We start from the raw sequence: 21,528 nt of genomic DNA, 5'->3' as shown, positions 1-21,528 counted from the left end.
CGGCCTCCACCCTGAAGCGGGTAATGGTGCCGGGCCTTACGTGACTACTTGAGAGCGCCGCCCATCATCTCTTCCAGGCGCTCCTGGTCGGGCACGCCCTGTACCCGGTCGATGCGTATGGTGCCGCTCTCGTCTTCGCGCTGGAAGGCGCTGGTCGGCGTGGCGTAGAGGCCGAGTTCCTCGAACAGCTGGTTGTTGGTGTAGGCCTGCTCCTCGATCTCGCGGGGCTGTGCGCTGGCCTGGATCTTCTCGCCGTCTTCGCTGTGCGCGTATAGGGCGCTAGACGGATCGTCGGCTCCCAGCAGGGCAGCGGCCTTGCCGGGGCTATCCGCCTGAAGAATCCCTACCATGATATGGCGCAGCTGCACTTCACCTGCTTCGACCCAAGGGCGGCTCTGATCCCAGAACTGCTGGCAATAGGGGCAGTTGGCATCGGTAAAGGTATAGATGACGCGGGGCGCGTCGGGCTCGCCGTCCTGAATCCAGTGGCTCTCCTCCAGGGCCTGCCAGGTCTGGGTCTCGAGCGGGGCGCGAACGTGCTGGTCCAGTTGCGGTTCGGTCAGGTCGGTGCCCTCGCTATCCATCAAGGTGCCGACAATGGCGTGCTCGCCATCCGGGGTCAGGTAGATCGCCATTTCTCGGCCCTGGATGCTGGCACCGAAACCGCGCATCCCGCTGGGTGCGGCGAAACTGCCATGGATTTCCACTCCCTGATTGGCGATGGCCTGAACCGGGGGCGGAAGCGCCTCTTCGGCCCACAGTGAATGGCTCGTCACGACGCCCGCCAGAGCCAGTCCGACAAGATAAAAGCGGCGCCCCGGTGCGGGGCGGGAAATACGTATCGGCATGCTGAACCTCATCATGGAAACATCGCCCAGCTTGGCATAGCCAGGTTAGCGGCGCATTAATGTGCCCGGCTCAATGTTCCGCTACCCACCAGATCGCGGCGTAGGGAGGCAGGGTTTCGATACCGGGGCTCAACCCTTCAGGCGCCAGCGAGCGCCATTCGAACTGGTTCAACAGCTTGCCCAGGGTTTCACCGCCCTCGTTCAACGGCACCGGCTGGTCGGTGACATTGTACAGCGCCAGCAAACGTCGACCGCTCTCCAGAGGGCCACGCTCCAGGGCCAGCAGTTCGGGCGGCGTGGCGATGATTCGTTGCGCGGCACCGGGATGGAAGCAGGGCTCCACGCGGCGCCGTTCGAGAAGCTTGCCCAGGGTGGCGAAGACTTCATGGGTGGGAGTGGCGGGGCTGTCCAGCAGGGTTTCAAGCTCCTCCAGGTTCCAGCGGCGGCGGTTGATCGAGCGCAGGCGGCCGCTGCGCTCCACGCCTTCATGATCGTTGAGCGTGGCGGTCAAGGTATGCAGGTAGAGCGCCGGGATGCCCTGCAGGCTGAGCATGATCGCCTGGCTACACAGAAACCGCGCCACTTGCCAGGGGTCCGGGCCGCGCCGCGTTCCCTTCATTGCCTCGAACCAGGTGATGTTCAGCTCGTAAGGGGTGTCGCTGCCGTCGGCGTTGGCGCGCATGCTGACGAAACCACCGAAGCGGTGCATCAGTTCCAGCAGGGCGTCGCGCTCGTGGTCGGGTAGCAAACCTTCCAGCGGACGAACGCCGATGCCGTCGTGGCTGGCGGTGAAGTTGAGATAGGTACAGGTCGGCGGCAGGGTGGGCAAGCTGTGCAGCCAACCCTGAAGCGTGGCGGCTTCACCGCGAGTCAAGGTATGCAGCAACAGTGGCGGCAAGGTGAACTGATAGATGAGGTGGGCTTCGTCGGGATGTTCCGTGACTGGGTGCAGGTCGTCGCTGCCGAGCCGGTCGAGCCCGAAATAGCTCATGTTTTCCCGGTGAGGCACGTTGGTCTCGGTGACCAGCAGCGTACCCGGCGCCACATGGTCGACCAGCGCCCGCAGCAGGCGCACCACGCTATGGGTCTCGGGAAGATGGATACAGGAGGTGCCCAGGCGCTTCCACAGAAAGGCGATGGCGTCCAGGCGGATGATGCTGGCGCCCTGCTCCAGGTAGAAGAGCAGAATGCCGACGAACTCGAGCAGCACGTCGGGGTTGGCGAAATTGAGGTCAATCTGGTCTTCCGAAAAGGTCGCCCACAGGTGGCGAGTGCCACGCCGGGTCGAGACCGGCGCCATCAGCGAGCTACTGCGCGGTCGCACGACTTGGGAGACGTCGGTATCGGGGTCGATTTCGATGAAATAGTCGCGTCCCGGCAGGCTGCCGCTGAGATAGTCGACGAACCATAGCGATTCCCGAGAGACATGATTGAGCACCAGATCCACCATGACATCGTAGTCCTGCGCCAGGCGGCGTATATGGCTCCAGTCGCCCAGTGCAGGGTTGACCTCGCGATAATGAATGACCGAAAAACCGTCATCGCTGCTCCAGGGAAAGAACGGCAGCACGTGTACACCGCTGAAACGATTCCCCAGCTGGCGCTGGAGGAAGTCCTGCAATACTTCCAGGGGCGGCCTGTCCTCGTCCAGAACGCTGTCACCATAACTGATCAGCCACTGGTCCTTTTCGCTCCATAGTGGTGCAATGGGAACGCAGGCGGTGCTATCGCGCCCGGTAACCGCCAGAAAGTGATCGATGTGTCGATGCAACCGCCGCAAGACTTCCTCGCTGCGCCGGCCATAGAGATGTTGCAGCAAGGGGCGGGCCGAGGCATCGAACGTTGCGGTGCGCGAAACCGTACTGGTTGCCGTATCGGGAGGCGGTGGCTGGGTCTCGTTCATGATAGCCTTCCTGGTAAAGACATGGAGGGAATGTAGACAGACGCTGCAGCTTGTGTGCCAAATCGTTACAATGGTTTCATCGATACACAAGACATGAAACGCTATTCGGGGTTCTTCGAGCCCATTGACCAACAGGTTGCGATCCTCATGCATTGCCCTTTCTGTGGTGACAACGACACCCGAGTGACGGACTCTCGCCTGGTCGCGGATGGTGACCAGGTGCGCCGGCGACGTCAGTGCGCCAGCTGCGCCGAACGCTTTACTACCTACGAAACCGCCGAACTGGTCATGCCGCGGGTGGTGAAGGCCGACGGCTCGCGGGAAACCTTCGACGAAACCAAGCTGCGCGCCGGCATGTTGCGGGCGCTGGAAAAGCGACCGGTCAGCGCTGAAGCCATGGAAGCCGCCGTGGAGCGTATTCGTCAAGCCCTGCGTGCCCGTGGCGAGCGCGAAGTGAACGCCCGCGACATCGGCGAGGCAGTGATGCAGTCGCTCAAGCAGCTCGACCAGGTCGCCTATATCCGCTTCGCTTCGGTGTACCGCAAGTTCCAGGATATCGATGAATTCCGTGCGGAAATCGACCGGCTGTCCCAGGAGCCGGACCCGCAATGACGAGTCGTCGGGCCGCCGATCCTCGTCACATGGCGCGCGCCCTGCAATTGGCGCGTCGTGGGCTCTATACCACCCACCCCAACCCGCGCGTGGGCTGTGTGCTGGTGCGCGAGGGCGCCTCCGGCGAAGAAGACGAGGTGGTGGGAGAAGGCTTCCACGAACGCGCCGGCGAGCCCCATGCGGAAGTTCATGCCATCAAGGCCGCGGGCAGCAGAGCCCATGGCGCCACCGCTTATGTAACCCTGGAGCCGTGTTCGCACCACGGGCGTACCGGACCGTGCGCTGCGGCCCTGATCGACGCCGGGGTCGCCAGAGTGGTGGTGGCGATGGTCGACCCCAATCCTCAGGTGGCGGGACGCGGTATCGCGCTGCTGGAACAGGCGGGCATCGCGGTCGAGGTGGGGCTGCTGCAGAGCGAAGCGGAAGCCCTGAATCCCGGTTTCATATCCCGCATGCGGCGTGGCCGACCCTTCGTGCGCTTGAAAATGGCCATGAGCCTGGATGGCCGCACTGCCATGCTCTCCGGCGAGTCCCAGTGGATCACCGGCCCCGAAGCGCGCACCCAGGTGCAGCGGCTACGGGCACGCTCCAACGCCATTCTCAGTGGGGTGGAGTCGGTGATCATGGACGACTCGCGCCTGACCCTGCGAGCGGATCAGCTCAAGCTGGACAACGCCGAGCAGATTTGTCGGCACCAGCCGCTGCGCGTGATCGTCGATACCCGCCTGCGGCTGCCGCTGGCGGCGGCTTGCCTGAGCGAGCCGGGACGCACGCTGGTAGTCACCGTGCCCGAGCATGACCCGGCAAGACGCCGTCGCCTGGAAGCGGCCGGAGCCGAGATACTGTCGCTGCCGGCGGGGGAGGACGGTCGCGTCAGCCTGCCGCTGCTGTTGCGCTGGTTGGCGGAGAACGCCGAGATCAACGAATTGCTGCTGGAAACCGGCGCCACGCTGGCCGGGGCCATGCTGGATGCCGAGCTGGTGGACGAGATGCAGCTGTTCGTGGCGCCGACCCTGCTGGGAGGCGAGGCCCGCCCCCTGTTCGCCTTGCCGGGGCTGGCGCGCATGGCCGATCAGCGCCGTCTGGCAATTCATGACATGCGTGCGGTGGGCCGCGACTGGCGCATCATCGCCACACCCGAGCCGACTAGCGCCGCAAGCCCGAGCAAGGTACCCTGACGCGCGAAATCGCAAGCATGCGACCGACTTTTTTTGGAGATTCCATGGTGCAATCCTCCTCCGGGGGCCTGGCCCCCATCGCTGACCTGATCGAAGACATCCGCCAGGGCAAAATGGTGATTCTCATGGATGATGAGGATCGCGAGAATGAAGGTGACCTCATCATGGCCGCGGAGAAAGTCCAGGCCGAGCACATCAACTTCATGGCGCGCTTCGCCCGGGGGTTGATCTGCCTGCCGATGACCCGCGAGCGCTGCGAGCAGTTGAACCTGCCGCTGATGGTGCGTGACAACGGCTCCGGTTTCGGCACCAAGTTCACGCTTTCCATCGAGGCCACCCAAGGCGTCACCACGGGCATTTCGGCAGCCGACAGGGCGCGTACCGTACAGGCGGCAGTGGCGCCCGGCGCCGGCCCCCGCGATATCGTCCAGCCAGGGCATATCTTTCCGTTGATGGCGGAGCCCGGCGGTGTATTGCGTCGGGCCGGGCACACCGAGGCCGCGTGCGACCTGTCGGCACTGGCCGGGTACGATCCCAGCGGTGTGATCTGCGAGATCATGAACGACGACGGCAGCATGGCCCGCCGGCCCGAGCTCGAGACCTTCGCCGAAGAACACGGGATCAAGATGGGCACCATCGCCGATCTGATTCACTATCGCATCGTCAACGAGCAGACCATCGATCACCTGGAAGCCACGCCGGTCGCTACCGCCTATGGCGAGCTGACCCTGCACGTCTTCCGCGATCGTATTCAGGGCGCGCATCACCTGGCGCTGGTGAAAGGCAACCCACAAGCCGCCGAGCCGACTACGGTGCGCGTTCACCTGGCCGACGCCCTGCGCGATATGCTGGGCCTGCTCAAGAGCGGTCAGCACAGCTGGAATGCCGCCCAGGCCCTGGCGGAGATCGCCCAGGCGCAAAGCGGCGTATTCGTGCTGCTCGACGATGGCCGTCCGCACCAGGACCTCAAGAGTCAGCTGGACGTGTTCCTCGACCGGGTGCCGGTACCCCGCACCAGCGACTCCGATGGCGCCGGCAACTACTTGACCATCGGCACCGGGTCGCAGATTCTGCGCTACCTTGGGGTAGGCAAGATGCGGCTGTTGAGTTCGCCGTGGAAATTCTCGGCACTTTCCGGCTTCGATCTGGAAGTGGTGGAGCGTCTGGGGCCGAACGATACGGCTCTCGACACAAAATCTTAAGCAGGAATCTATTGATGCAACCCCTCTCGCAAGTCGAAGGCAGTTTTGTGGATGTCGATGGTCGCTACGTGATCGTGGTCGGCCGCTTTAACCATCATGTGGTCGATAGCCTGGTGGAAGGCGCCGTGGATAGCCTGGTGCGCCATGGCGTGGATTCCGAGCATATCGATATCGTCCATGTGCCCGGCGCCTGGGAAATCCCGCTGGCAGTCAAGCGTGTGCTGAATGTGATCCAGCCGGACGCGGTGATCGCACTCGGTGCGGTGATTCGCGGCGGTACACCGCATTTCGAATATGTCGCCGGCGGATGCAACGCGGCGATGAACAACCTTCAGCTCGAGTTCGAGACGCCTATCGCCAACGGCGTGCTGACGGTGGAGTCCATCGAGCAGGCGATCGAGCGTTCCGGCACCAAGGCCGGCAACAAGGGTACCGAAGCGGCCATGGCGGCCATGGAAATGGTCTCGCTGCTACGCGCCATCGTCCCGGGAGACGCGCAATGAGCGAGCGTCGCGAACGCAAGCCCTCCGCCGCCCAGCAGGCGCGCCGCGCCTCACGGGAGCTGGCGGTACAAGGGCTTTACCAGTGGCAGATGACGGGCAAGTCGATCACGGCGGTCGAGGCGGAGTTCCGCAGCCAGCTGCCCGACGACGACATGGAGGAGCACGAGAACTGGGTCAAGGTGATGGAGATCGCCGACCAGGCGTTGTTTCATGAACTTCTGCACAATACGGTTCGCTACAAGGCGGAGCTTGATGCCGCCATCGCGCCGCTGCTGGACCGCCGCCTGATGGATCTGGACGGAGTGGAGCTGGCGATCCTGCGCCTGGGTGCCTACGAGCTTTCCCGGCGCATGGAAGTACCGTACCGCGCCGTGATCAATGAGGGGGTCGAACTGGCGAAGTCTTTCGGCGCCACGGATGGACACAAGTATGTCAACGGCATCCTCGACAAATTGGCCAGCCGCCTGCGCAGCGCCGAGGTCAGTGCTCGCCGGCGTTAAGCGGCGTTGCCTGGGGCTTCTCCGTGCTGGCTGAATTCGATCTGATCCGTCGCTTTTTCACCCCGGCCGCCCCCGTTGTTCAAGCGGGCGTGGGACTGGGCGTGGGCGATGACGCCGCCTTGCTCGTCCCAACCCCCGGCCACCAGTTGGCGGTCAGTGTGGATACCTCGGTGCAGAACGTCCATTTCCCCGCCCAGGCGCCGGCTCGTGCCATTGGTCACCGTGCCCTGGCGGTGGCGCTCAGCGACCTGGCCGCCATGGGGGCCAGGTCGCGCTGGTGTTTCATGGCCTTGACCATGGCCGGGAGCGAGGATGATTTCGAGTCTTGGGTGGCGGCATACGCCGAAGGCTTTCTGGCGTTGTGCGCCACGACCGACACGGTGCTTGCCGGCGGCGATATCACTGCCGGGCCGTTGACCATCGCTGTCACCGTCATGGGGGAGGTGCCCGAGCGCCAGGCCTTGACGCGCCACGGCGCCGGTGCTGATGACCTGATCGCGGTGACGGGTAGCCTGGGAGGAGGAGCCGGCGGGCTGGCTCTGTGGCAGCGTGGCGAGCGCGATCTTTCACACCCGCTGCTCAAGCGTTACCTGCTCCCCGAGCCCCGCTTGCAGGCGGGCGAGGCACTGCGCGAGCTGGCGACCTCCGCTATCGATATCTCCGATGGCCTGCTGGCCGACCTGGGCCATATACGCAAGGCTTCCGGGGTAGGAGCGGTGTTGACTCCCGATGCCATACCGCTGGCCGCTGGCCTGGAAGCCGAGCTGGGGCTGCGTGGCGCCGAACAGGCTGCGCTGTGCGGTGGCGACGATTACGAACTGTTGGTCACCCTACCTCGTGCCAACCTGGAGCAGGCTCGCCAGCGCCTGGCCGCCCTGGGACAATCGCTGAGCGTGATCGGCTATTGCCGCGAAGCGCCGGGGGTGGCCGGGGTACCTGATAATCTTCAGGACGGCTGGCAGCATTTTTCCGGAGAGACGCCATGAACCGAGCTCCATCCAGCGTTTGGCGGCGTCCGACGCATTTCTTCGCTTTCGGCCTGGGTAGCGGCGCCGTTCCCTGGGCGCCGGGAACCTTCGGTACCCTGGCGGCGATACCCTTTTATTGGGTAATGACGGATTTACCACTAGGCTGGTATCTGAGTCTGACTTTTGTCGCGTTTGTCATCGGTGTCTGGCTGTGTGACAAGACCTCGCACGATCTGGGGGTTCACGACCATTCGGGTATCGTGTGGGATGAATTCGTCGGCTACTGGATTACCATGGCGGCGGTGCCGTTCTCCTGGGAGGCTGCGCTCTGGGGATTTGTGGTCTTTCGCATTTTCGACGTCTTCAAGCCCTGGCCGATTCGCTGGGCGGACCGGCGTGTCGCGGGAGGATTCGGCATCATGATCGATGATGTCATGGCCGGGATATATGCCTGGAGTACCATGCATCTGTGGTTCTGGCTGCATTGAAATTTAGCCATACATGCCCGTAGACGTTCGGCAGCATTGGCCCGCCGCTATCGAGGCATGCAGGGAGGTGGGATGCGCAAGGAACGTTTGATCGTCCCCGTTTTGGTGACGATAGCGGTGATATGGATGGTCGCTCAGCTATGTTCGGCGCTGCTCTTCGAGCGTGGCTTGCGCCAGGCACTGGAAGACCTGGAAGCCCGCGGCGAGTGGCGAGTCACTCGCACGGAAAGCCATCAAGGATGGCTGCGTTCCAGCGGCCGGATAATCCTTTCTCCCTTGCTCGGCCGTCCCTGGCGGCTGGTGCTCACCTATAACGCCCGTCACGGCATTCTCAGCACCGATGTGGAAGGTACGCTGTTGCCACGCCTGGATTCGGCATTGCAGCAGGCGGTGGGCGAGGTGTCGGCGCCTTCCGTGCCACATTGGGAAGGCCGCTACCATACCCTGAGTGGACGCAGCGAATTGCGCCTGGCCCTGGCGCCTTTCGTGATCCAGCAGAACGGCCGCGAACTCGATGTGCGCGGCGCGCGGCTGCGCCTGGAAGGGTCGTTCGGCGACTGGCGCCTGCGGGCGTTGCTCGAGCGGCTCACCCTGACCGATGCCAATGCGCGCCTCAGCCTAGGGCCGCTGGAGCTAAAGAGCCGTTACACCTATATCGACGACGCCTACCACTTCAATCAGCATGATCACTTGCATCTCGATTCGCTGACCCTGGAACACCCAGACCTGCACGTACGGGTGGAGCCGCTGGACCTGCGCAGCCATATGCAACTCGACGAGCGGGAGCTGCGCCTGCGCGGGGAGCTTGAGCTGGGCAGCGTGATGTTGCCGCGGGAAGCACCCGAGACTCCCTTGTTGGCTGGCACGGTATCGATGGAGCTGTCGCGCCTGAATGCCGACGCCATTCGCCGAGTGATTCGCCATCTGCGTCAGGAGGCTTCCTGGGGCGACCCCTCCATGCCCACCGCCGATGGGCTGATGAGTCGCCTGGAGCCCGAACTGTTGCAGGTATTGAACGACTCGCCCCGCCTGGACGTCGATACCATCGCCTTGCAGAGTCCGCTGCTGGGTTTCAACATTACCGCCGATGGCGCGCTGTTCTTCGATGCCCGCGAGCTCGATGAGCTGAGCCTGCAGCAACTCGATGATCCCGCCGAGCGACAGCGCTGGACGCGCCGCGTCGACGGGGATTTCACCTGGTACGACGCGCCCACCATGGCGGCCCTGTGGCTGGGCCTGCCCCTGAGTACCCAGGAGCTGGAATTCGATGTCGTTCAAGGTCGATGGCGAATCAATGGCCGACCCATGCCCGACCTCTGGCCTTGAAGTTCGCCTTTCGTGCCCGCATTTTTGAGGCAAAGGCCGTGCGGTAACCGAGACCGGCGGCGCTGTTCAATGGAGGGCGCATGAACGACCAGGATTACGATCACGATAACGACTACCCCAACGCATCCGACGGTGACGACTCAGCGCCGGGCAATGAGCAAAACGAGAAGGGCGATTATCGCTCCGATGGCGAACGCATCCATGCGGTAGTGCCCGCCAGCGATATGCTGCCCGAGCGTATCTACCTGCTACCCATCCACAATCGCCCCTTTTTTCCCGCACAGGTCCAGCCGCTGGTAATCAATCGCGAGCGCTGGGAAGAGACCATGCGGCGCGTCGGCAATACACCCCATCACACCATCGGCGTGGCATTCGTGGGCGAGAAAGGTGTCGAGTCGCTGGATCACGAGGGTTTCCCCGAGATGGGCACCGCGGTCAAGGTGCACAAGCTCAAGAACGAAGACCAGCAAATCCAGTTCATCGCCCAGGGGCTGCAGCGCTTCAAGATCACACGCTGGCTCTCCAAGGAGCCGCCCTATCTGGTGGAAGTCACGTATCCGCGCGAGCCGGTCGACGCCGAGGACGAGGAAACCCGCGCCTACGCCATGGCGATCATCAACGGTATCAAGGAGCTGCTGCCGATCAATCCGTTGTATGGCGAGGAGCTCAAGCATTACCTGAATCGCTTCAGCCCGCACCAACCCGGGCCGTTGACCGATTTTGCCGCCGCCATTACCTCGGCCAAGGGACGTGAGCTGCAGGACGTGCTGGCCACCCTGCCGGTGGCCGAGCGCATGCAGAAGGTGCTGCCCTTGCTGCGCAAGGAGATCGATGTCGCTCAGCTGCAGAGCGAAATCAGCGAGCAGGTCAACGCCCAGATGCAGGAGCGTCAGCGCGAATTCTTCCTGCGCGAGCAGCTCAAGGTCATCCAGCGTGAACTGGGCATCTCCAAGGGCGACCGGGAAAATGACGTGGATACCTTCCGCGGCCGGCTGAAGGACCTGGTGGTGCCAGAGCGGGTGCAAAAACGTATCGACGACGAGCTGGACAAGCTCAGCGTGCTGGAAACCGGGTCGCCGGAATACGGCACCACGCGCAACTATCTCGATTGGCTGACTTCGATGCCGTGGGGCATCACCAGCGACGACCACCTCGACCTGGGGCACGCCCGCCAGGTGCTGGACCGTGATCACGACGGCCTGGGAGACGTGAAGGAGCGGATCGTCGAATTTCTCGCCGAAGGAACCTTCAAGGGCGATGTTGGGGGTTCCATCGTGTTGCTGGTAGGCCCGCCGGGGGTGGGCAAGACCTCCATCGGCCGCTCCATCGCTGAAGCCCTGGGGCGCGAATTCTATCGCTTCTCCGTGGGGGGCATGCGCGACGAGGCGGAGATCAAGGGACATCGGCGCACTTATATCGGCGCGATGCCGGGTAAGCTGGTCCAGGCGTTCAAGGAAGTCAATGTCGAGAACCCGGTCATCATGCTCGACGAGATCGACAAGCTCGGCCAATCCTTCCAGGGCGATCCCGCTTCGGCTCTGCTCGAAGTGCTCGACCCGGAACAGAACGTCGATTTCCTCGACCACTACCTGGATGTGCGCCTGGACCTGTCCAAGGTGTTGTTCCTGTGTACCGCCAATACCCTCGACTCCATTCCCGGGCCGCTGCTCGATCGCATGGAGCAGATTCGCCTGTCGGGTTATATCGCCGAGGAGAAGGTGGCGATCGCCAAGCATCACCTGTGGCCGAAACTGCTTGAGCGCGACAAGATTCCCAAGAAGCGCATCAACCTGACCGACGCGGCGCTGAAGCAGGTAATCGAAGGCTACGCGCGTGAAGCCGGGGTACGTCAACTCGAGAAGCAGCTGCACCGGATCGTGCGCAAGGCGGCGGTCAAGTTGCTGGAGAGCGGCCAGCAGAGCGTCAAGATATCGGTGAAGAACCTCGAGGAGTTTCTCGGCGCGCCGCTGTTCCGCAAGGAGAAAGTGCTCAAGGGCGAAGGCGTGGTGACCGGCCTGGCATGGACGTCCATGGGCGGTGCCACGCTGCCTATCGAGGCGGGCAAGATTCATTCCCTGGATCGCGGCTTCAAGCTGACCGGCAAGCTCGGCGAGGTGATGCAGGAATCGGCCAATATCGCCTACAGCTACACGCTCGGGCACCTGGAGGAGTTCGGCGCCGATGTCGACTTCTTCGACAAGGCGTTCGTTCATCTACATGTGCCCGAAGGCGCCACGCCCAAGGACGGTCCCTCGGCAGGCGTGACCATGACCACGGCGCTGCTATCCCTGGCCAAGCATCAGGCAGTCGGCCGCCCCCTGGCGATGACCGGTGAGCTGACCTTGACCGGTCAGGTACTCCCGGTCGGCGGGATTCGCGAAAAGGTGATTGCCGCGCGGCGCAGCGAAATATTCGAACTGATCCTGCCGGAAGCCAACCGGCGCGACTATAACGAATTGCCGGACTACCTCAAGGAGAACATGACGGTGCATTTTGCCGACCGTTACCCTGATGTGGCCAAGGTGGTATTCGGCTGAGCGGAAGTACCCTTTCGTCACCTGCAATGAAAAACCCGCCAATTCTGAACGGCACCCCGTCCAACCTGGGCGGGGTTTTTTTATGTGTGATTACTGTGTACGCAGCGTAACCCTCTGCCTGGTGGCGCAATGGCTACGTCATTGATCGGTATTACATTGAATGTGCGCTTATTCCAACTTTTTGTAGATCCAGGTTAAGTGTTATCAAAAACCATCTACTTATAAAACATGACATTTTTGGCATCATTGCTGCATGAGAATTACGTCATATGACGTCGCTATCACATAATTAAGAATCAGAGACTGCTAATGCGCGATTACCAATCTGTGACCCAGAGAGAGTACGTCTTGGATGAAGACGATGTACTCATTTCGCGATCCGACCGGCAGGGGCATATCACTTACGCCAATCAGGCGTTCATCGCAGCCAGCGGGTACGAAGCATTCGAGCTGATCGGCGAGCCGCATAGCGTCTTGCGCCATCCCGATATGCCCGCAGCGGTATTCAAGGACTTGTGGTCCACCGTGGAGCAGGGCAAGACCTGGCAGGGGGTGATCAAGAACCGGCGCAAGGATGGCGACCACTTCTGGATCCAGACCACCGTGGCACCGCTGTTGGATGGCGACACGGTGGTGGGCTACACCTCGGTACGCCGCAAGGCCACGGCCAAGTCGGTGGCGCTCGCCGAGAAAGTCTACGGCGCCATGAACCAAGGCAAGAAACGTGGCTTCAAGCTTGCGGCGGGGGGCATACGCCGTACCGGCTTGAGGGGGTGGGTCCAGCGTTTCAGTTTCTCCAGCATGCAGGCCAAGCTCATGGGCATGGTGCTGGCTTCCCTGCTGCTGTTGATCGCGGCGGGTGGTCTGGGAGTGTTCGGCCTCACGACTTCGGCGGAGCGTCTCGAAACTCTGAACCGTACCGGGTTGGAAGGGGTGGCGGATCTACAGCGCATCGAGCAACTGATGAACCAGACCAGCCAGGCGCTCGAGCCGGTGGTGAGCAATCCTCGCCGGGCGGATCTCGATATGCTCACGGCGCAAGTGAGCGATAACGCCGAGGAGATGCAGAGCACCTGGCAGCGGTTTGACCAGAGCCATGAACTGGGTGGCGACGTCCAGGCGGCCCTTACCGAGCAGATCGGAGCCTATATTGCAGGGGCGGAAGCTACCTTGCAGGCGATTCTCGACGGCAGCGGATTCGCCGCCTTCGAAGCCTTCAACGATGCTGTCCAGCCCACGGCCGAGGCCATCAGCGGGAGCATCAACTCCCTGGTCGAGCAGGAGAGAAGCCAGGCTCAAGCCCTCATGGAAAATGCCTCGAGCCATCAGAACAACATGTTGATGGCCCAGTTGGCCCTGGTACTTATCGGCATCGTGTTGATGATCGGCCTGAGTGTCGCGGTGCTCAAGTCGCTGCTCAACTCCTTGAACGAGGCGCGCCGGGTCACATTCCAGATAGCGGCGGGCAACCTGGCGACACGCGTGACGCGTCAGCGTGACGATGAGCTGGGAGAGCTGCTGGGGTCTCTCGAGATCATGCGGGCCAGCCTGGCGGGGCTGATCACCGAAGTCGGTGCGCGGGTGGAAGTGGTCACGCCTGCATCGCGGCATATCGCCAGGGAGAACGAGGACCTCGCGTCGCGTACCGAGGAGCAGGCGTCCTCGCTGCAACAGACCGCCTCCAGCATGGAGCAAATGACCGCCACGGTTCAGCAGAACACCGATAATGCCCGCCAGGCCAACCAATTGGCGATGCAGAACGCCACCACTACGCGTAGTACCGGGGAGCAGATGCAGGCCCTGGTGGGGCGCATGGAGCGCATCGCGCAGAGTGCCGACAAGATGACCCATATCATCGGCGTCATCGATGCGATTGCGTTCCAGACCAATATCCTGGCGCTGAATGCCTCGGTGGAGGCGGCCAGGGCCGGCGAGCAAGGGCGGGGGTTCGCCGTGGTGGCCAATGAGGTTCGGCAACTGGCCGGCCGTTCGGCGGATGCGGCACGCGAGATTCGCGGCTTGATCGAAGCCTCCACCCAAGAGATCCAGGGCGGCGCCGAGGCGGTGAAACAGGCAGAAAAATCGATCGACGACGTGGTCAGCCAGGTATTGAAGGTCAGCGATATCATGGAGGAGATCAGTTCCGCCTCGGACGAGCAGAGCAGCGGCATCGCCCAGATCAATACGGCGGTGGCGGAAATGGATCATGTCACCCAGCAGAACTCCTCGCGGGTGCAGTCGATTTCGAGCGCGGCCGAAGGCCTGACACGGGAGGCGATGAAGCTGGCCAACGTGATCGCCGCGTTTCGCCTGGAAGGGACGGCCGAGGAGGACACCACCACCTCGCGCCGACGCCTGACGGAGACCCTGGGTGGCGAGGGCGGCTCGGCTCCGGCCCTGGCGCAGGCCGGCTCGCGTCCCGGTCGGCGCGCGTCAGCCCTGCGCGAAGCGGAAAAGCGTGAACTGGAAAATCCCGAGCTGGAAACGGAGTGGGATGAATTCTAGCCACGCGAGGCCTATTACGGCTCAAGCGATACACCGCAACTGACAAGCCTCTAGTCTGGCGACCTGGCTCATGCCAAAATCAGGTCGCTGGATTCACATACCTCGTCGGCGCCCTTGAAGGCGCCGGTTGCCGCTGTAGCCGTGACACCGGATAAAAGAACAAGCCGGCGGGGAGATAACCGATTAGAGGACACCATGCCAGAGTATCGCTCCCGTACCACCACCGCCGGCCGCAACATGGCCGGCGCCCGCGCTCTATGGCGCGCCACCGGCATGAAGGACGAAGATTTCCACAAGCCGATCATCGCCGTGGCCAACTCCTTCACCCAGTTCGTGCCCGGGCACGTCCACCTCAAGGACATGGGCCAGCTGGTGGCGCGTGAAATCGAGAAAGCCGGAGGCGTGGCCAAGGAGTTCAACACCATTGCCGTGGACGACGGGATCGCCATGGGCCATGACGGCATGCTCTACTCGCTGCCGAGCCGCGACCTGATCGCGGATAGCGTCGAGTACATGGTCAACGCACACTGTGCCGACGCCATCGTATGTATCTCCAATTGCGACAAGATCACTCCCGGAATGCTGATGGCGGCGATGCGCCTCAATGTTCCGGTGATCTTCGTCTCCGGCGGGCCGATGGAGGCGGGCAAGACCAAGCTGCTCGATCACGGCCTCGACCTGGTCGATGCCATGGTCATGGCGGCCGACGACAGCGTGGACGATGAAACCCTGGCCGAGGTCGAGCGCAGCGCCTGTCCTACCTGCGGCAGCTGCTCCGGCATGTTCACCGCCAACTCGATGAACTGCCTGATGGAAGCCCTGGGCCTGGCGCTGCCGGGCAATGGTACGGTGGTGGCCACGCACAGCGACCGTCGGCGGCTGTTCGAGACCGCAGGCCACCGCATCGTCGAGCTGGCCAAACGCTACTACGAGGGCGACGAAGCCCACCTGTTGCCCCGCGCCATCGGCGCCAAGGCGGCGTTCAAGAACGCCATGACCCTGGATATCGCCATGGGCGGTTCCACCAATACCATCCTGCATCTGCTGGCCGCCGCCCAGGAAGCTGAAATCGATTTCACCATGGATGACATCGACCGGCTCTCGCGGGAGGTACCGCAGCTGTGCAAGGTGGCGCCCAATACCCAGAAATACCATATCGAAGACGTTCATCGTGCCGGCGGCATCATGGCGATCCTGGGCGAGCTGGACCGTGCCGGTGTGCTCGATACCCGCGTGCCCACCGTGTACGGCGACAGCCTCGAGGCGGCACTGGATGAGTGGGATATCATGCGCAACCCCTCCGCCGAGGTGGTGGAATTCTACCGTGCCGGCCCCGGCGGCGTTCCCACCCAGGTGGCGTTTTCCCAGAGTGCCCGCTGGCCGAGCCTGGACGGCGACCGCGCCATCGGCTGCATCCGCGATCTCGAGCATGCGTTCTCCCGGGAAGGCGGCCTGGCGGTACTCAAGGGCAATATCGCCGAGGATGGCTGCGTGGTGAAGACCGCCGGCGTCGACGACTCGATCCTGGTATTCGAAGGTCCGGCCCATGTGGTGGAGTCCCAGGACCAGGCGGTGGAGCACATCCTGGCGGGCAAGGTGAAGGAAGGGGACGTGGTGGTGATCCGCTACGAAGGACCCAAAGGCGGCCCGGGCATGCAGGAGATGCTCTACCCGACCTCCTATCTGAAATCCAAGGGACTGGGCAAGGCGTGCGCGCTGCTCACCGATGGTCGTTTTTCAGGCGGCACCTCGGGACTTTCGATCGGCCACGTGTCACCCGAAGCCGGGGCGGGCGGTGCCATCGGGCTGGTCGAGCAGGGCGATATCATCCATATCGATATCCCCGGGCGGACCATCAACGTCAAGCTCGCCGATGCCGAGCTGGCGCGCCGCCGCGAAGCGATGGACGCGCGGGGCAGCCAGGCCTGGAAGCCCGCCATCCAGCGCTTGCGCAAGGTGACACCGGCGCTCAAGGCGTACGCGCTGCTGGCCACCTCCGCCGACAAGGGCGCGGTGCGCGACCTGAGCAAGCTGGATTGAGCCGCTGCTGAAACCGAAGCCAAGGAGGCCGGCTGTGCCGGGCGAGGGTTTTAGCCCGGTCAACAAACCATCGCGCGCTAAAGCGCCCTCCCACCATGGATCAAGCCTGAAAACCATATGTCTGGTAGGAGGCCGGCTGTGCCGGGCGAGGGTTCAAAGCCCGGTCAACAAACCATCGCGCGTTAAAGCGCCCTCCCACCATGGATCAAGCCTGAAAACCATATGTCTGGTAGGAGGCCGGCTGTGCCGGGCGAGGGGTTACAAGAGTGGTGGCTGGCTGTCGCGCTCGGCACGCATCTTGTCACGGGCAATATACAGAGCCGCGATGGCACGCGCTTCGTGGAAATCATCGCGCAGCAGTAGCGCCGGGAGCTCCTCAAGGGCGTGGGTTTCGACGACGAGTGGTTCGGGCTCGTCGCCGGGAAGGCGCTTGGGGTAAAGGTCGGTGGCCAGCACCACCTGCATGCGGTGACGCATGTAGTTGGGGGCCAGCGACAGCTCCACCAACGGCTCGATACAGCGGGCGCCGAATCCGCACTCCTCCATCAGCTCACGGTTGCCGGCGGTAATGACATCCTCTCCGGGGTCCACCAGCCCCTTGGGCAGGGTCAGGACGTAATCCTCGAATCCCGCCGCATACTCGCGAATCAGCAGTACATGCTCGGGGTCCGGCATGGCCACGATCATGACGGCACCGCGGTCGGCCCCGGTCAAGCGCTCGAAGACGCGCTCCTCGCCATTGGAAAAACGCAGGTCAAGCGACTCGACATGGAACAGGCGGCTTTTCGCCACGCTGGTGCGCTTGAGAATGCTGGGTTTCTGTAGGTAACCGGACGCTGACTCCGAGTTGGCCATGCTCGCCTCCGTGGCTGCTATAGGGTGGTTGCGCTACAATAGCATGCTTATCCACGCAATGACTGGAGCCGTGATGATCGACTGGCGCGCCATTGATACCGTCCTGCTGGATATGGACGGCACCTTGCTGGACCTGCATTTCGACAGCCATTTCTGGCTCGACCACCTGCCGCGACGCTACGCGGAATTGCATCATCTGGACGAAGCGACCCAGGAAACGATACGCGCACGCATCATCCGCGAGCAGGGTACCCTGAACTGGTACAGCCTGGCCTACTGGAGTCGTGAACTGGGGGTGGATGTCGTGGCGCTCAAGCGCGAAGTCCAGCACCTGATCGGCTTGCGTGGCGATGCGCTGGACTTTCTCAAGTGGCTCAAGCAAGCCCACCCGCGAGTGGTGCTGGCGACCAATGCCGACCGTGCCGGCCTCGAGCTCAAACTCCCGTTGACCGGCCTGGAGGAATATCTGGATGCCATCGTCTCCTCGGAGGACCTGGGAGCGGCCAAGGAGGAGCAGGCATTCTGGTTCGCGCTGCAGGAGATCGAGCCTTTCGATCCCGAGCGAACCCTGTTCATCGACGATAACCCGATGGTGCTGGAGAGTGCCCGCGAGTTCGGTATACGCCATCTGCTGGGTATCAAGCAGCCGGATAGCCAACGGCCGGAGAAGGAGCTGGAGGAGTTCATCGCCCTGGACCGCTTCGCTCATCTGATGCCCGATGAATTACCCGATTCGGTAATGCGACCGCACAAGGAGGTACCATGAGCGACAGTGTACGTCTGGACAAGTGGCTGTGGGCGGCACGGTTCTTCAAGACCCGTGCGCTGGCCAAGAAAGCCATCGAAGGGGGCAAGGTGCACTACGATGGGGCGCGGGTGAAAACCAGCAAGACCGTGGAAACGGGCGCTGTCATTCGCGTGCCCCAGGGGTGGGACATCCTGGAAGTCGAAGTCATGGCGATTTCCGACCAGCGCCGAGGTGCGCCGGAAGCTCGCAAGCTCTATCAGGAGACAGCCGAAAGCGTCGAGCGCCGTGAGCGCGAAGCCGAGGCCCGGCGCTTGACCAACGAAGTCATGCAGCACCCGCTCAAGCGCCCGGACAAGAAACAACGCCGCGATATCCAACGTTTTCAACGCCAGCAGGGCGATGAGTGACCAACTACAGGATTGTCATGAACGACCAGATTCAACGCTTTCTGTTTGACCAGACCAATGTGCGCGGTGAAATCGTCACACTGGAGAATGCCTATCATGAAGTGCTGTCCCGCCACGCCTACCCGGCAGCGGTCAATAACCTGCTGGGCGAACTGTTGGCGGCGGTGGCGCTGCTGACCGATACGGTCAAGCTCGACGGCACCCTGAGTATCGAAGTCCGCGGGCAAGGAGCGCTGTCATTGTTGATGGCCGAGTCCAATCCCGGCGGCGAGTTGCGAGCCATCGCGCGTCTGGCCGAGGACGCCGTGCTGCCCCAGGAAGAGGCCGGCTTTCGCCAACTGGTGGGTGACGGCCAGATCATGATCACCCTCGACCCGCGAGAGGGGCACCGCTACCAGGGTATCGTGGCGCTCGACCACGACAGTCTGGCGGGCTGCCTGGAAGCTTACTTCTTCCAATCCGAACAGCTGCCCACCCGCTTGTGGCTGGAAGCGGACGGGACTCGCGCCGGTGGTTTGCTGCTGCAGCGGCTGCCCGACGCTGCGCAGAACCAGGATGTGGATGCCTGGGAGCGCAGCGTGCACCTGGCCGACACCATCAAGGCCGAGGAGCTTCTGGGACTGGAGCAGCGCGAGGTACTGCACCGGCTCTATCACGAGGAGACGGTACGGGTCTTCGAACCCAAGGCACTGCGCTTTGGCTGTACCTGTTCCCGGGAACGCATGAGCCACGCCTTGCTGACACTCGGTGACCAGGAGCTGCGCGATATCCTACAGGAGCAGGGTTCGATAGAGACCCAATGCCATTTTTGTCACACCTTTTATCACTACACGGCGGCGGAAATCGAAACATTGCTGGATAATCCCGACGCTCCGGCGCCGGTGATTCATTGAAGTTTATGCATTCGTGTAGTCGGGTCGTGACGGCTCGGCGCAGCGAGCGATACAAAAAGTGTCCGGTGTTTCAAGGAGGTCAGTTTGCAGAGCAAACGAACGTTTTATTTTTATGTTGCACCGCAACACACCATCTAGTGTCTTTGTAGTAGTTTAACTACAATATCTTCTGCCAACGCCCCCGTTCCCCGGGGGCGTTGTTTTTGTCATAATGCCCGCGTTTTCAGCGAGCCCGACCCCGTCAGAGCGCCTGTCAGAAACGGTTGGGATGATTTTTTGGTGGCGTCCCCGGCGCCGATAAACGAGAGAATCGGCCGCAAGGCCCAGGAATCGACATGACCACGACTCAAGCCGCTCCCCAAGCCCACGTGAATCTTAGCAGCGCCGAACTCATCGAGCGCGCCGTGGCCCGTGGTGAAGGCCGCCTGTCGGCCAATGGTGCCCTGGTAGTGAATACCGGGTTGCGCACCGGCCGCTCTCCCAAGGACCGGTTCATTGTCGACGAGCCGTCGACTCGCGACAGTATCGACTGGGGCAGCGTCAACCGTCCTTTCAAGGCCGACCATTTCGATGCCTTGTGGGACCGTGTCGATGACTATCTCGCCAGCAACGAGAGTTTCGTTTCCGAGCTGCATGTCGGTAGCGACCCCGAGCACTACCTGCCGGTACGCGTCACCACCGAAACCGCGTGGCACAACCTGTTCGGCCGTACCATGTTCGTGCGTCCCACCGCCTATAACACCGCCGCCAAGGACGAGTGGCAGATCCACAATGCCCCGTTCTTCGAGTGCCAGCCCGAACGTGACGGCACCAACTCCGACGGCTGCGTGATCATCAACTTCGCTCAGAAGAAGGTGCTGATCGCCGGCATGCGCTACGCCGGTGAAATGAAGAAGGCCATGTTCTCGGTGCAGAACTACCTGCTGCCGGATGCCGACGTACTGCCGATGCACTGCAGTGCCAACGTTGGTGAAGACGGCGAGACCTGCCTGTTCTTCGGCCTTTCGGGTACCGGCAAGACCACCTTGTCCGCAGACCCGGCACGCTATCTGATCGGTGACGATGAGCATGGCTGGGGCGAAGGCACCGTATTCAATATCGAAGGCGGCTGCTACGCCAAGTGCATCGACTTGTCCGAGAAGAACGAGCCGGTCATCTGGAACGCCATCAAGTTCGGCACCGTACTCGAGAACGTTGTGCTGGATGACCGTCGCGAGCCGGATTACGCCGACGACAGCCTGACCCAGAACTCCCGCGCCGCTTACCCGCTCGAGCACATCGACAAGCGTGTGCCGGAAAACCGTGCCGGTGAGCCCAACGCCATCGTCTTTTTGACCTGCGACATGTCGGGCGTGCTGCCGCCGGTTTCCGTGCTGTCCAAGGAAGCCGCCGCGTACCACTTCCTGTCCGGCTATACCGCCAAGGTGGGCTCCACCGAAATGGGCTCGTCCGCCGGTCTGGAAGCGACGTTCTCCACCTGTTTCGGCGCACCGTTCTTCCCGCGTCCGGCCCGTGAATATGCCGATCTCTTGATCAAGCGCGTGGAAGCCAAGGACGCCCAGGTCTATCTGGTCAACACCGGCTGGACCGGTGGCGCCTACGGCGAGGGCGGTGCCCGCTTCTCGATTCCCACTACTCGCGCCATCATCAGCGCCATCCAGTCCGGCGTATTGCGTGACGTGGAAACCCGTCTTGTCGAGGGCTTGAACCTGTCCGTGCCGACCGCCGTACCGGGAGTGGATTCCAGTCTGCTCGATCCGCGCGATACTTGGGAAGATCGTGCCGCCTACGATCGTCACCTCAAGGAGCTGGCGACCAAGTTCGTCGACAACTTCAAGAAGTTCGAAGGTGTCAGCGACGCCATCGTCAAGGCCGGCCCGCAGCTGACCTGATCGGTAGCCAGCCACACGAACTACACAGTGGCAAAACAACAAGAACGGAGCAGCGCCTGGCGCGGCTCCGTTTTTTCGTTGGGCGCCGGGTCGAGGCGGGCGGGGCAGGGACGACGCTGTGTT

At 62.6% G+C, this 21,528-nt stretch carries 18 protein-coding genes; 15 read left to right on the top strand and 3 right to left on the bottom strand.

The genetic code is table 11. The features are described from left to right. Positions 1-44: 44 nt before the first annotated feature. Positions 45-848, bottom strand: coding sequence for a thiol:disulfide interchange protein DsbG (gene dsbG, locus R5M92_RS07580; RefSeq protein ID WP_346799079.1), 804 nt, complete (start codon positions 846-848; stop codon positions 45-47). Between the two features lie 70 nt (positions 849-918). Beyond that, complete coding sequence (locus R5M92_RS07575; protein ID WP_346799078.1) at positions 919-2,751, bottom strand: sugar phosphorylase; 1,833 nt, start codon at positions 2,749-2,751, stop codon at positions 919-921. Between the two features lie 147 nt (positions 2,752-2,898). Between R5M92_RS07575 and nrdR the strand changes: the two genes are divergently transcribed. The 11 genes from nrdR to ilvD all read left to right on the top strand — a co-directional run bounded on the left by nrdR (position 2,899) and on the right by ilvD (position 16,610). Then, a complete protein-coding gene (gene nrdR, locus R5M92_RS07570; protein WP_346799299.1) occupies positions 2,899-3,363 on the top strand; it encodes a transcriptional regulator NrdR in 465 nt (154 codons plus the stop codon). After that, a complete protein-coding gene (ribD, locus tag R5M92_RS07565) occupies positions 3,360-4,541 on the top strand; it encodes a bifunctional diaminohydroxyphosphoribosylaminopyrimidine deaminase/5-amino-6-(5-phosphoribosylamino)uracil reductase RibD (protein ID WP_346799077.1) in 1,182 nt (393 codons plus the stop codon). Before nrdR ends, ribD begins: the two co-directional genes overlap by 4 nt. Positions 4,542-4,585: 44 nt before the next feature. Continuing rightward, on the top strand, positions 4,586-5,743 hold the full coding sequence (gene ribBA, locus R5M92_RS07560; RefSeq protein WP_346799076.1) for a bifunctional 3,4-dihydroxy-2-butanone-4-phosphate synthase/GTP cyclohydrolase II: 1,158 nt from the start codon (positions 4,586-4,588) through the stop codon (positions 5,741-5,743). A 14-nt stretch (positions 5,744-5,757) separates the two neighbouring features. Continuing rightward, positions 5,758-6,246 (top strand): 6,7-dimethyl-8-ribityllumazine synthase, encoded by a 489-nt coding sequence (ribE, locus tag R5M92_RS07555; protein WP_346799074.1) that lies wholly within the window; start codon positions 5,758-5,760, stop codon positions 6,244-6,246. Then, positions 6,243-6,746 carry a transcription antitermination factor NusB gene (nusB, locus tag R5M92_RS07550; RefSeq protein ID WP_346799072.1) on the top strand — a complete coding sequence of 168 codons (504 nt, stop codon included), beginning with the start codon at positions 6,243-6,245 and terminating at the stop codon, positions 6,744-6,746. The genes ribE and nusB overlap by 4 nt, the downstream gene beginning before the upstream one ends. A gap of 23 nt (positions 6,747-6,769) precedes the next feature. Then, entirely contained in the window at positions 6,770-7,732 is a 963-nt protein-coding gene (gene thiL, locus R5M92_RS07545; protein ID WP_346799071.1) for a thiamine-phosphate kinase, read from the top strand. Further along, positions 7,729-8,202, top strand: a complete 474-nt coding sequence (locus R5M92_RS07540) for a phosphatidylglycerophosphatase A (RefSeq protein WP_346799069.1) — start codon at positions 7,729-7,731, stop codon at positions 8,200-8,202. The genes thiL and R5M92_RS07540 overlap by 4 nt, the downstream gene beginning before the upstream one ends. Before the next feature lie 72 nt (positions 8,203-8,274). Next, the gene (locus tag R5M92_RS07535) at positions 8,275-9,528 is read left to right on the top strand and encodes a DUF945 family protein (protein WP_346799067.1); all 1,254 of its coding nucleotides are present in this window, start codon (positions 8,275-8,277) and stop codon (positions 9,526-9,528) included. Between the two features lie 80 nt (positions 9,529-9,608). Next, a complete protein-coding gene (lon, locus tag R5M92_RS07530; RefSeq protein ID WP_346799066.1) occupies positions 9,609-12,065 on the top strand; it encodes an endopeptidase La in 2,457 nt (818 codons plus the stop codon). A 309-nt stretch (positions 12,066-12,374) separates the two neighbouring features. Beyond that, positions 12,375-14,570, top strand: a complete 2,196-nt coding sequence (locus tag R5M92_RS07525) for a methyl-accepting chemotaxis protein (RefSeq protein WP_346799065.1) — start codon at positions 12,375-12,377, stop codon at positions 14,568-14,570. Positions 14,571-14,765: 195 nt separating this feature from the next. Further along, a complete protein-coding gene (gene ilvD, locus R5M92_RS07520) occupies positions 14,766-16,610 on the top strand; it encodes a dihydroxy-acid dehydratase (protein WP_346799064.1) in 1,845 nt (614 codons plus the stop codon). Between the two features lie 258 nt (positions 16,611-16,868). On the opposite strand, the gene nudE is transcribed toward ilvD, so the two are convergent. After that, positions 16,869-17,465, bottom strand: coding sequence for an ADP compounds hydrolase NudE (gene nudE / locus R5M92_RS07515; protein ID WP_346799062.1), 597 nt, complete (start codon positions 17,463-17,465; stop codon positions 16,869-16,871). 73 nt (positions 17,466-17,538) lie between these two features. On the opposite strand from nudE, the gene yrfG reads away from it, so the two are divergent. The 4 genes from yrfG (at position 17,539) to R5M92_RS07495 (ending at position 21,405) form a co-directional block, all read left to right on the top strand. Continuing rightward, positions 17,539-18,231 carry a GMP/IMP nucleotidase gene (gene yrfG / locus R5M92_RS07510; RefSeq protein ID WP_346799060.1) on the top strand — a complete coding sequence of 231 codons (693 nt, stop codon included), beginning with the start codon at positions 17,539-17,541 and terminating at the stop codon, positions 18,229-18,231. Next, positions 18,228-18,620 carry a ribosome-associated heat shock protein Hsp15 gene (gene hslR, locus R5M92_RS07505; RefSeq protein ID WP_346799058.1) on the top strand — a complete coding sequence of 131 codons (393 nt, stop codon included), beginning with the start codon at positions 18,228-18,230 and terminating at the stop codon, positions 18,618-18,620. Before yrfG ends, hslR begins: the two co-directional genes overlap by 4 nt. 17 nt (positions 18,621-18,637) lie before the next feature. After that, positions 18,638-19,513 (top strand): Hsp33 family molecular chaperone HslO, encoded by an 876-nt coding sequence (gene hslO, locus R5M92_RS07500; protein WP_346799057.1) that lies wholly within the window; start codon positions 18,638-18,640, stop codon positions 19,511-19,513. A gap of 335 nt (positions 19,514-19,848) precedes the next feature. Continuing rightward, positions 19,849-21,405, top strand: a complete 1,557-nt coding sequence (locus R5M92_RS07495; protein WP_346799056.1) for a phosphoenolpyruvate carboxykinase — start codon at positions 19,849-19,851, stop codon at positions 21,403-21,405. Positions 21,406-21,528: the final 123 nt, after the last annotated feature.

It is taken from the genome of Halomonas sp. Bachu 37 (assembly GCF_039691755.1).
GTDB lineage: Bacteria > Pseudomonadota > Gammaproteobacteria > Pseudomonadales > Halomonadaceae > Vreelandella > Vreelandella kashgarensis.
Note: the sequence above shows the minus strand (reverse complement) of the source record. Positions and strands in the feature narration are given on the sequence as shown.

What these genes read in the sequence shown, in the direction of transcription:
- hslO (WP_346799057.1), top strand. Translation starts at nt 18,638, where the DNA reads ATGAACGACCAGATTCAACGCTTTCTGTTTGACCAGACCAATGTGCGC.
- ilvD (WP_346799064.1), top strand. Translation starts at nt 14,766, where the DNA reads ATGCCAGAGTATCGCTCCCGTACCACCACCGCCGGCCGCAACATGGCC.
- dsbG (WP_346799079.1), bottom strand. Translation starts at nt 848, where the DNA reads ATGCCGATACGTATTTCCCGCCCCGCACCGGGGCGCCGCTTTTATCTT.
- ribBA (WP_346799076.1), top strand. Translation starts at nt 4,586, where the DNA reads ATGGTGCAATCCTCCTCCGGGGGCCTGGCCCCCATCGCTGACCTGATC.
- yrfG (WP_346799060.1), top strand. Translation starts at nt 17,539, where the DNA reads ATGATCGACTGGCGCGCCATTGATACCGTCCTGCTGGATATGGACGGC.
- ribE (WP_346799074.1), top strand. Translation starts at nt 5,758, where the DNA reads ATGCAACCCCTCTCGCAAGTCGAAGGCAGTTTTGTGGATGTCGATGGT.
- R5M92_RS07575 (WP_346799078.1), bottom strand. Translation starts at nt 2,751, where the DNA reads ATGAACGAGACCCAGCCACCGCCTCCCGATACGGCAACCAGTACGGTT.
- R5M92_RS07525 (WP_346799065.1), top strand. Translation starts at nt 12,375, where the DNA reads ATGCGCGATTACCAATCTGTGACCCAGAGAGAGTACGTCTTGGATGAA.
- nudE (WP_346799062.1), bottom strand. Translation starts at nt 17,465, where the DNA reads ATGGCCAACTCGGAGTCAGCGTCCGGTTACCTACAGAAACCCAGCATT.
- ribD (WP_346799077.1), top strand. Translation starts at nt 3,360, where the DNA reads ATGACGAGTCGTCGGGCCGCCGATCCTCGTCACATGGCGCGCGCCCTG.
- lon (WP_346799066.1), top strand. Translation starts at nt 9,609, where the DNA reads ATGAACGACCAGGATTACGATCACGATAACGACTACCCCAACGCATCC.
- R5M92_RS07495 (WP_346799056.1), top strand. Translation starts at nt 19,849, where the DNA reads ATGACCACGACTCAAGCCGCTCCCCAAGCCCACGTGAATCTTAGCAGC.
- R5M92_RS07540 (WP_346799069.1), top strand. Translation starts at nt 7,729, where the DNA reads ATGAACCGAGCTCCATCCAGCGTTTGGCGGCGTCCGACGCATTTCTTC.
- R5M92_RS07535 (WP_346799067.1), top strand. Translation starts at nt 8,275, where the DNA reads ATGCGCAAGGAACGTTTGATCGTCCCCGTTTTGGTGACGATAGCGGTG.
- nusB (WP_346799072.1), top strand. Translation starts at nt 6,243, where the DNA reads ATGAGCGAGCGTCGCGAACGCAAGCCCTCCGCCGCCCAGCAGGCGCGC.
- nrdR (WP_346799299.1), top strand. Translation starts at nt 2,899, where the DNA reads ATGCATTGCCCTTTCTGTGGTGACAACGACACCCGAGTGACGGACTCT.
- hslR (WP_346799058.1), top strand. Translation starts at nt 18,228, where the DNA reads ATGAGCGACAGTGTACGTCTGGACAAGTGGCTGTGGGCGGCACGGTTC.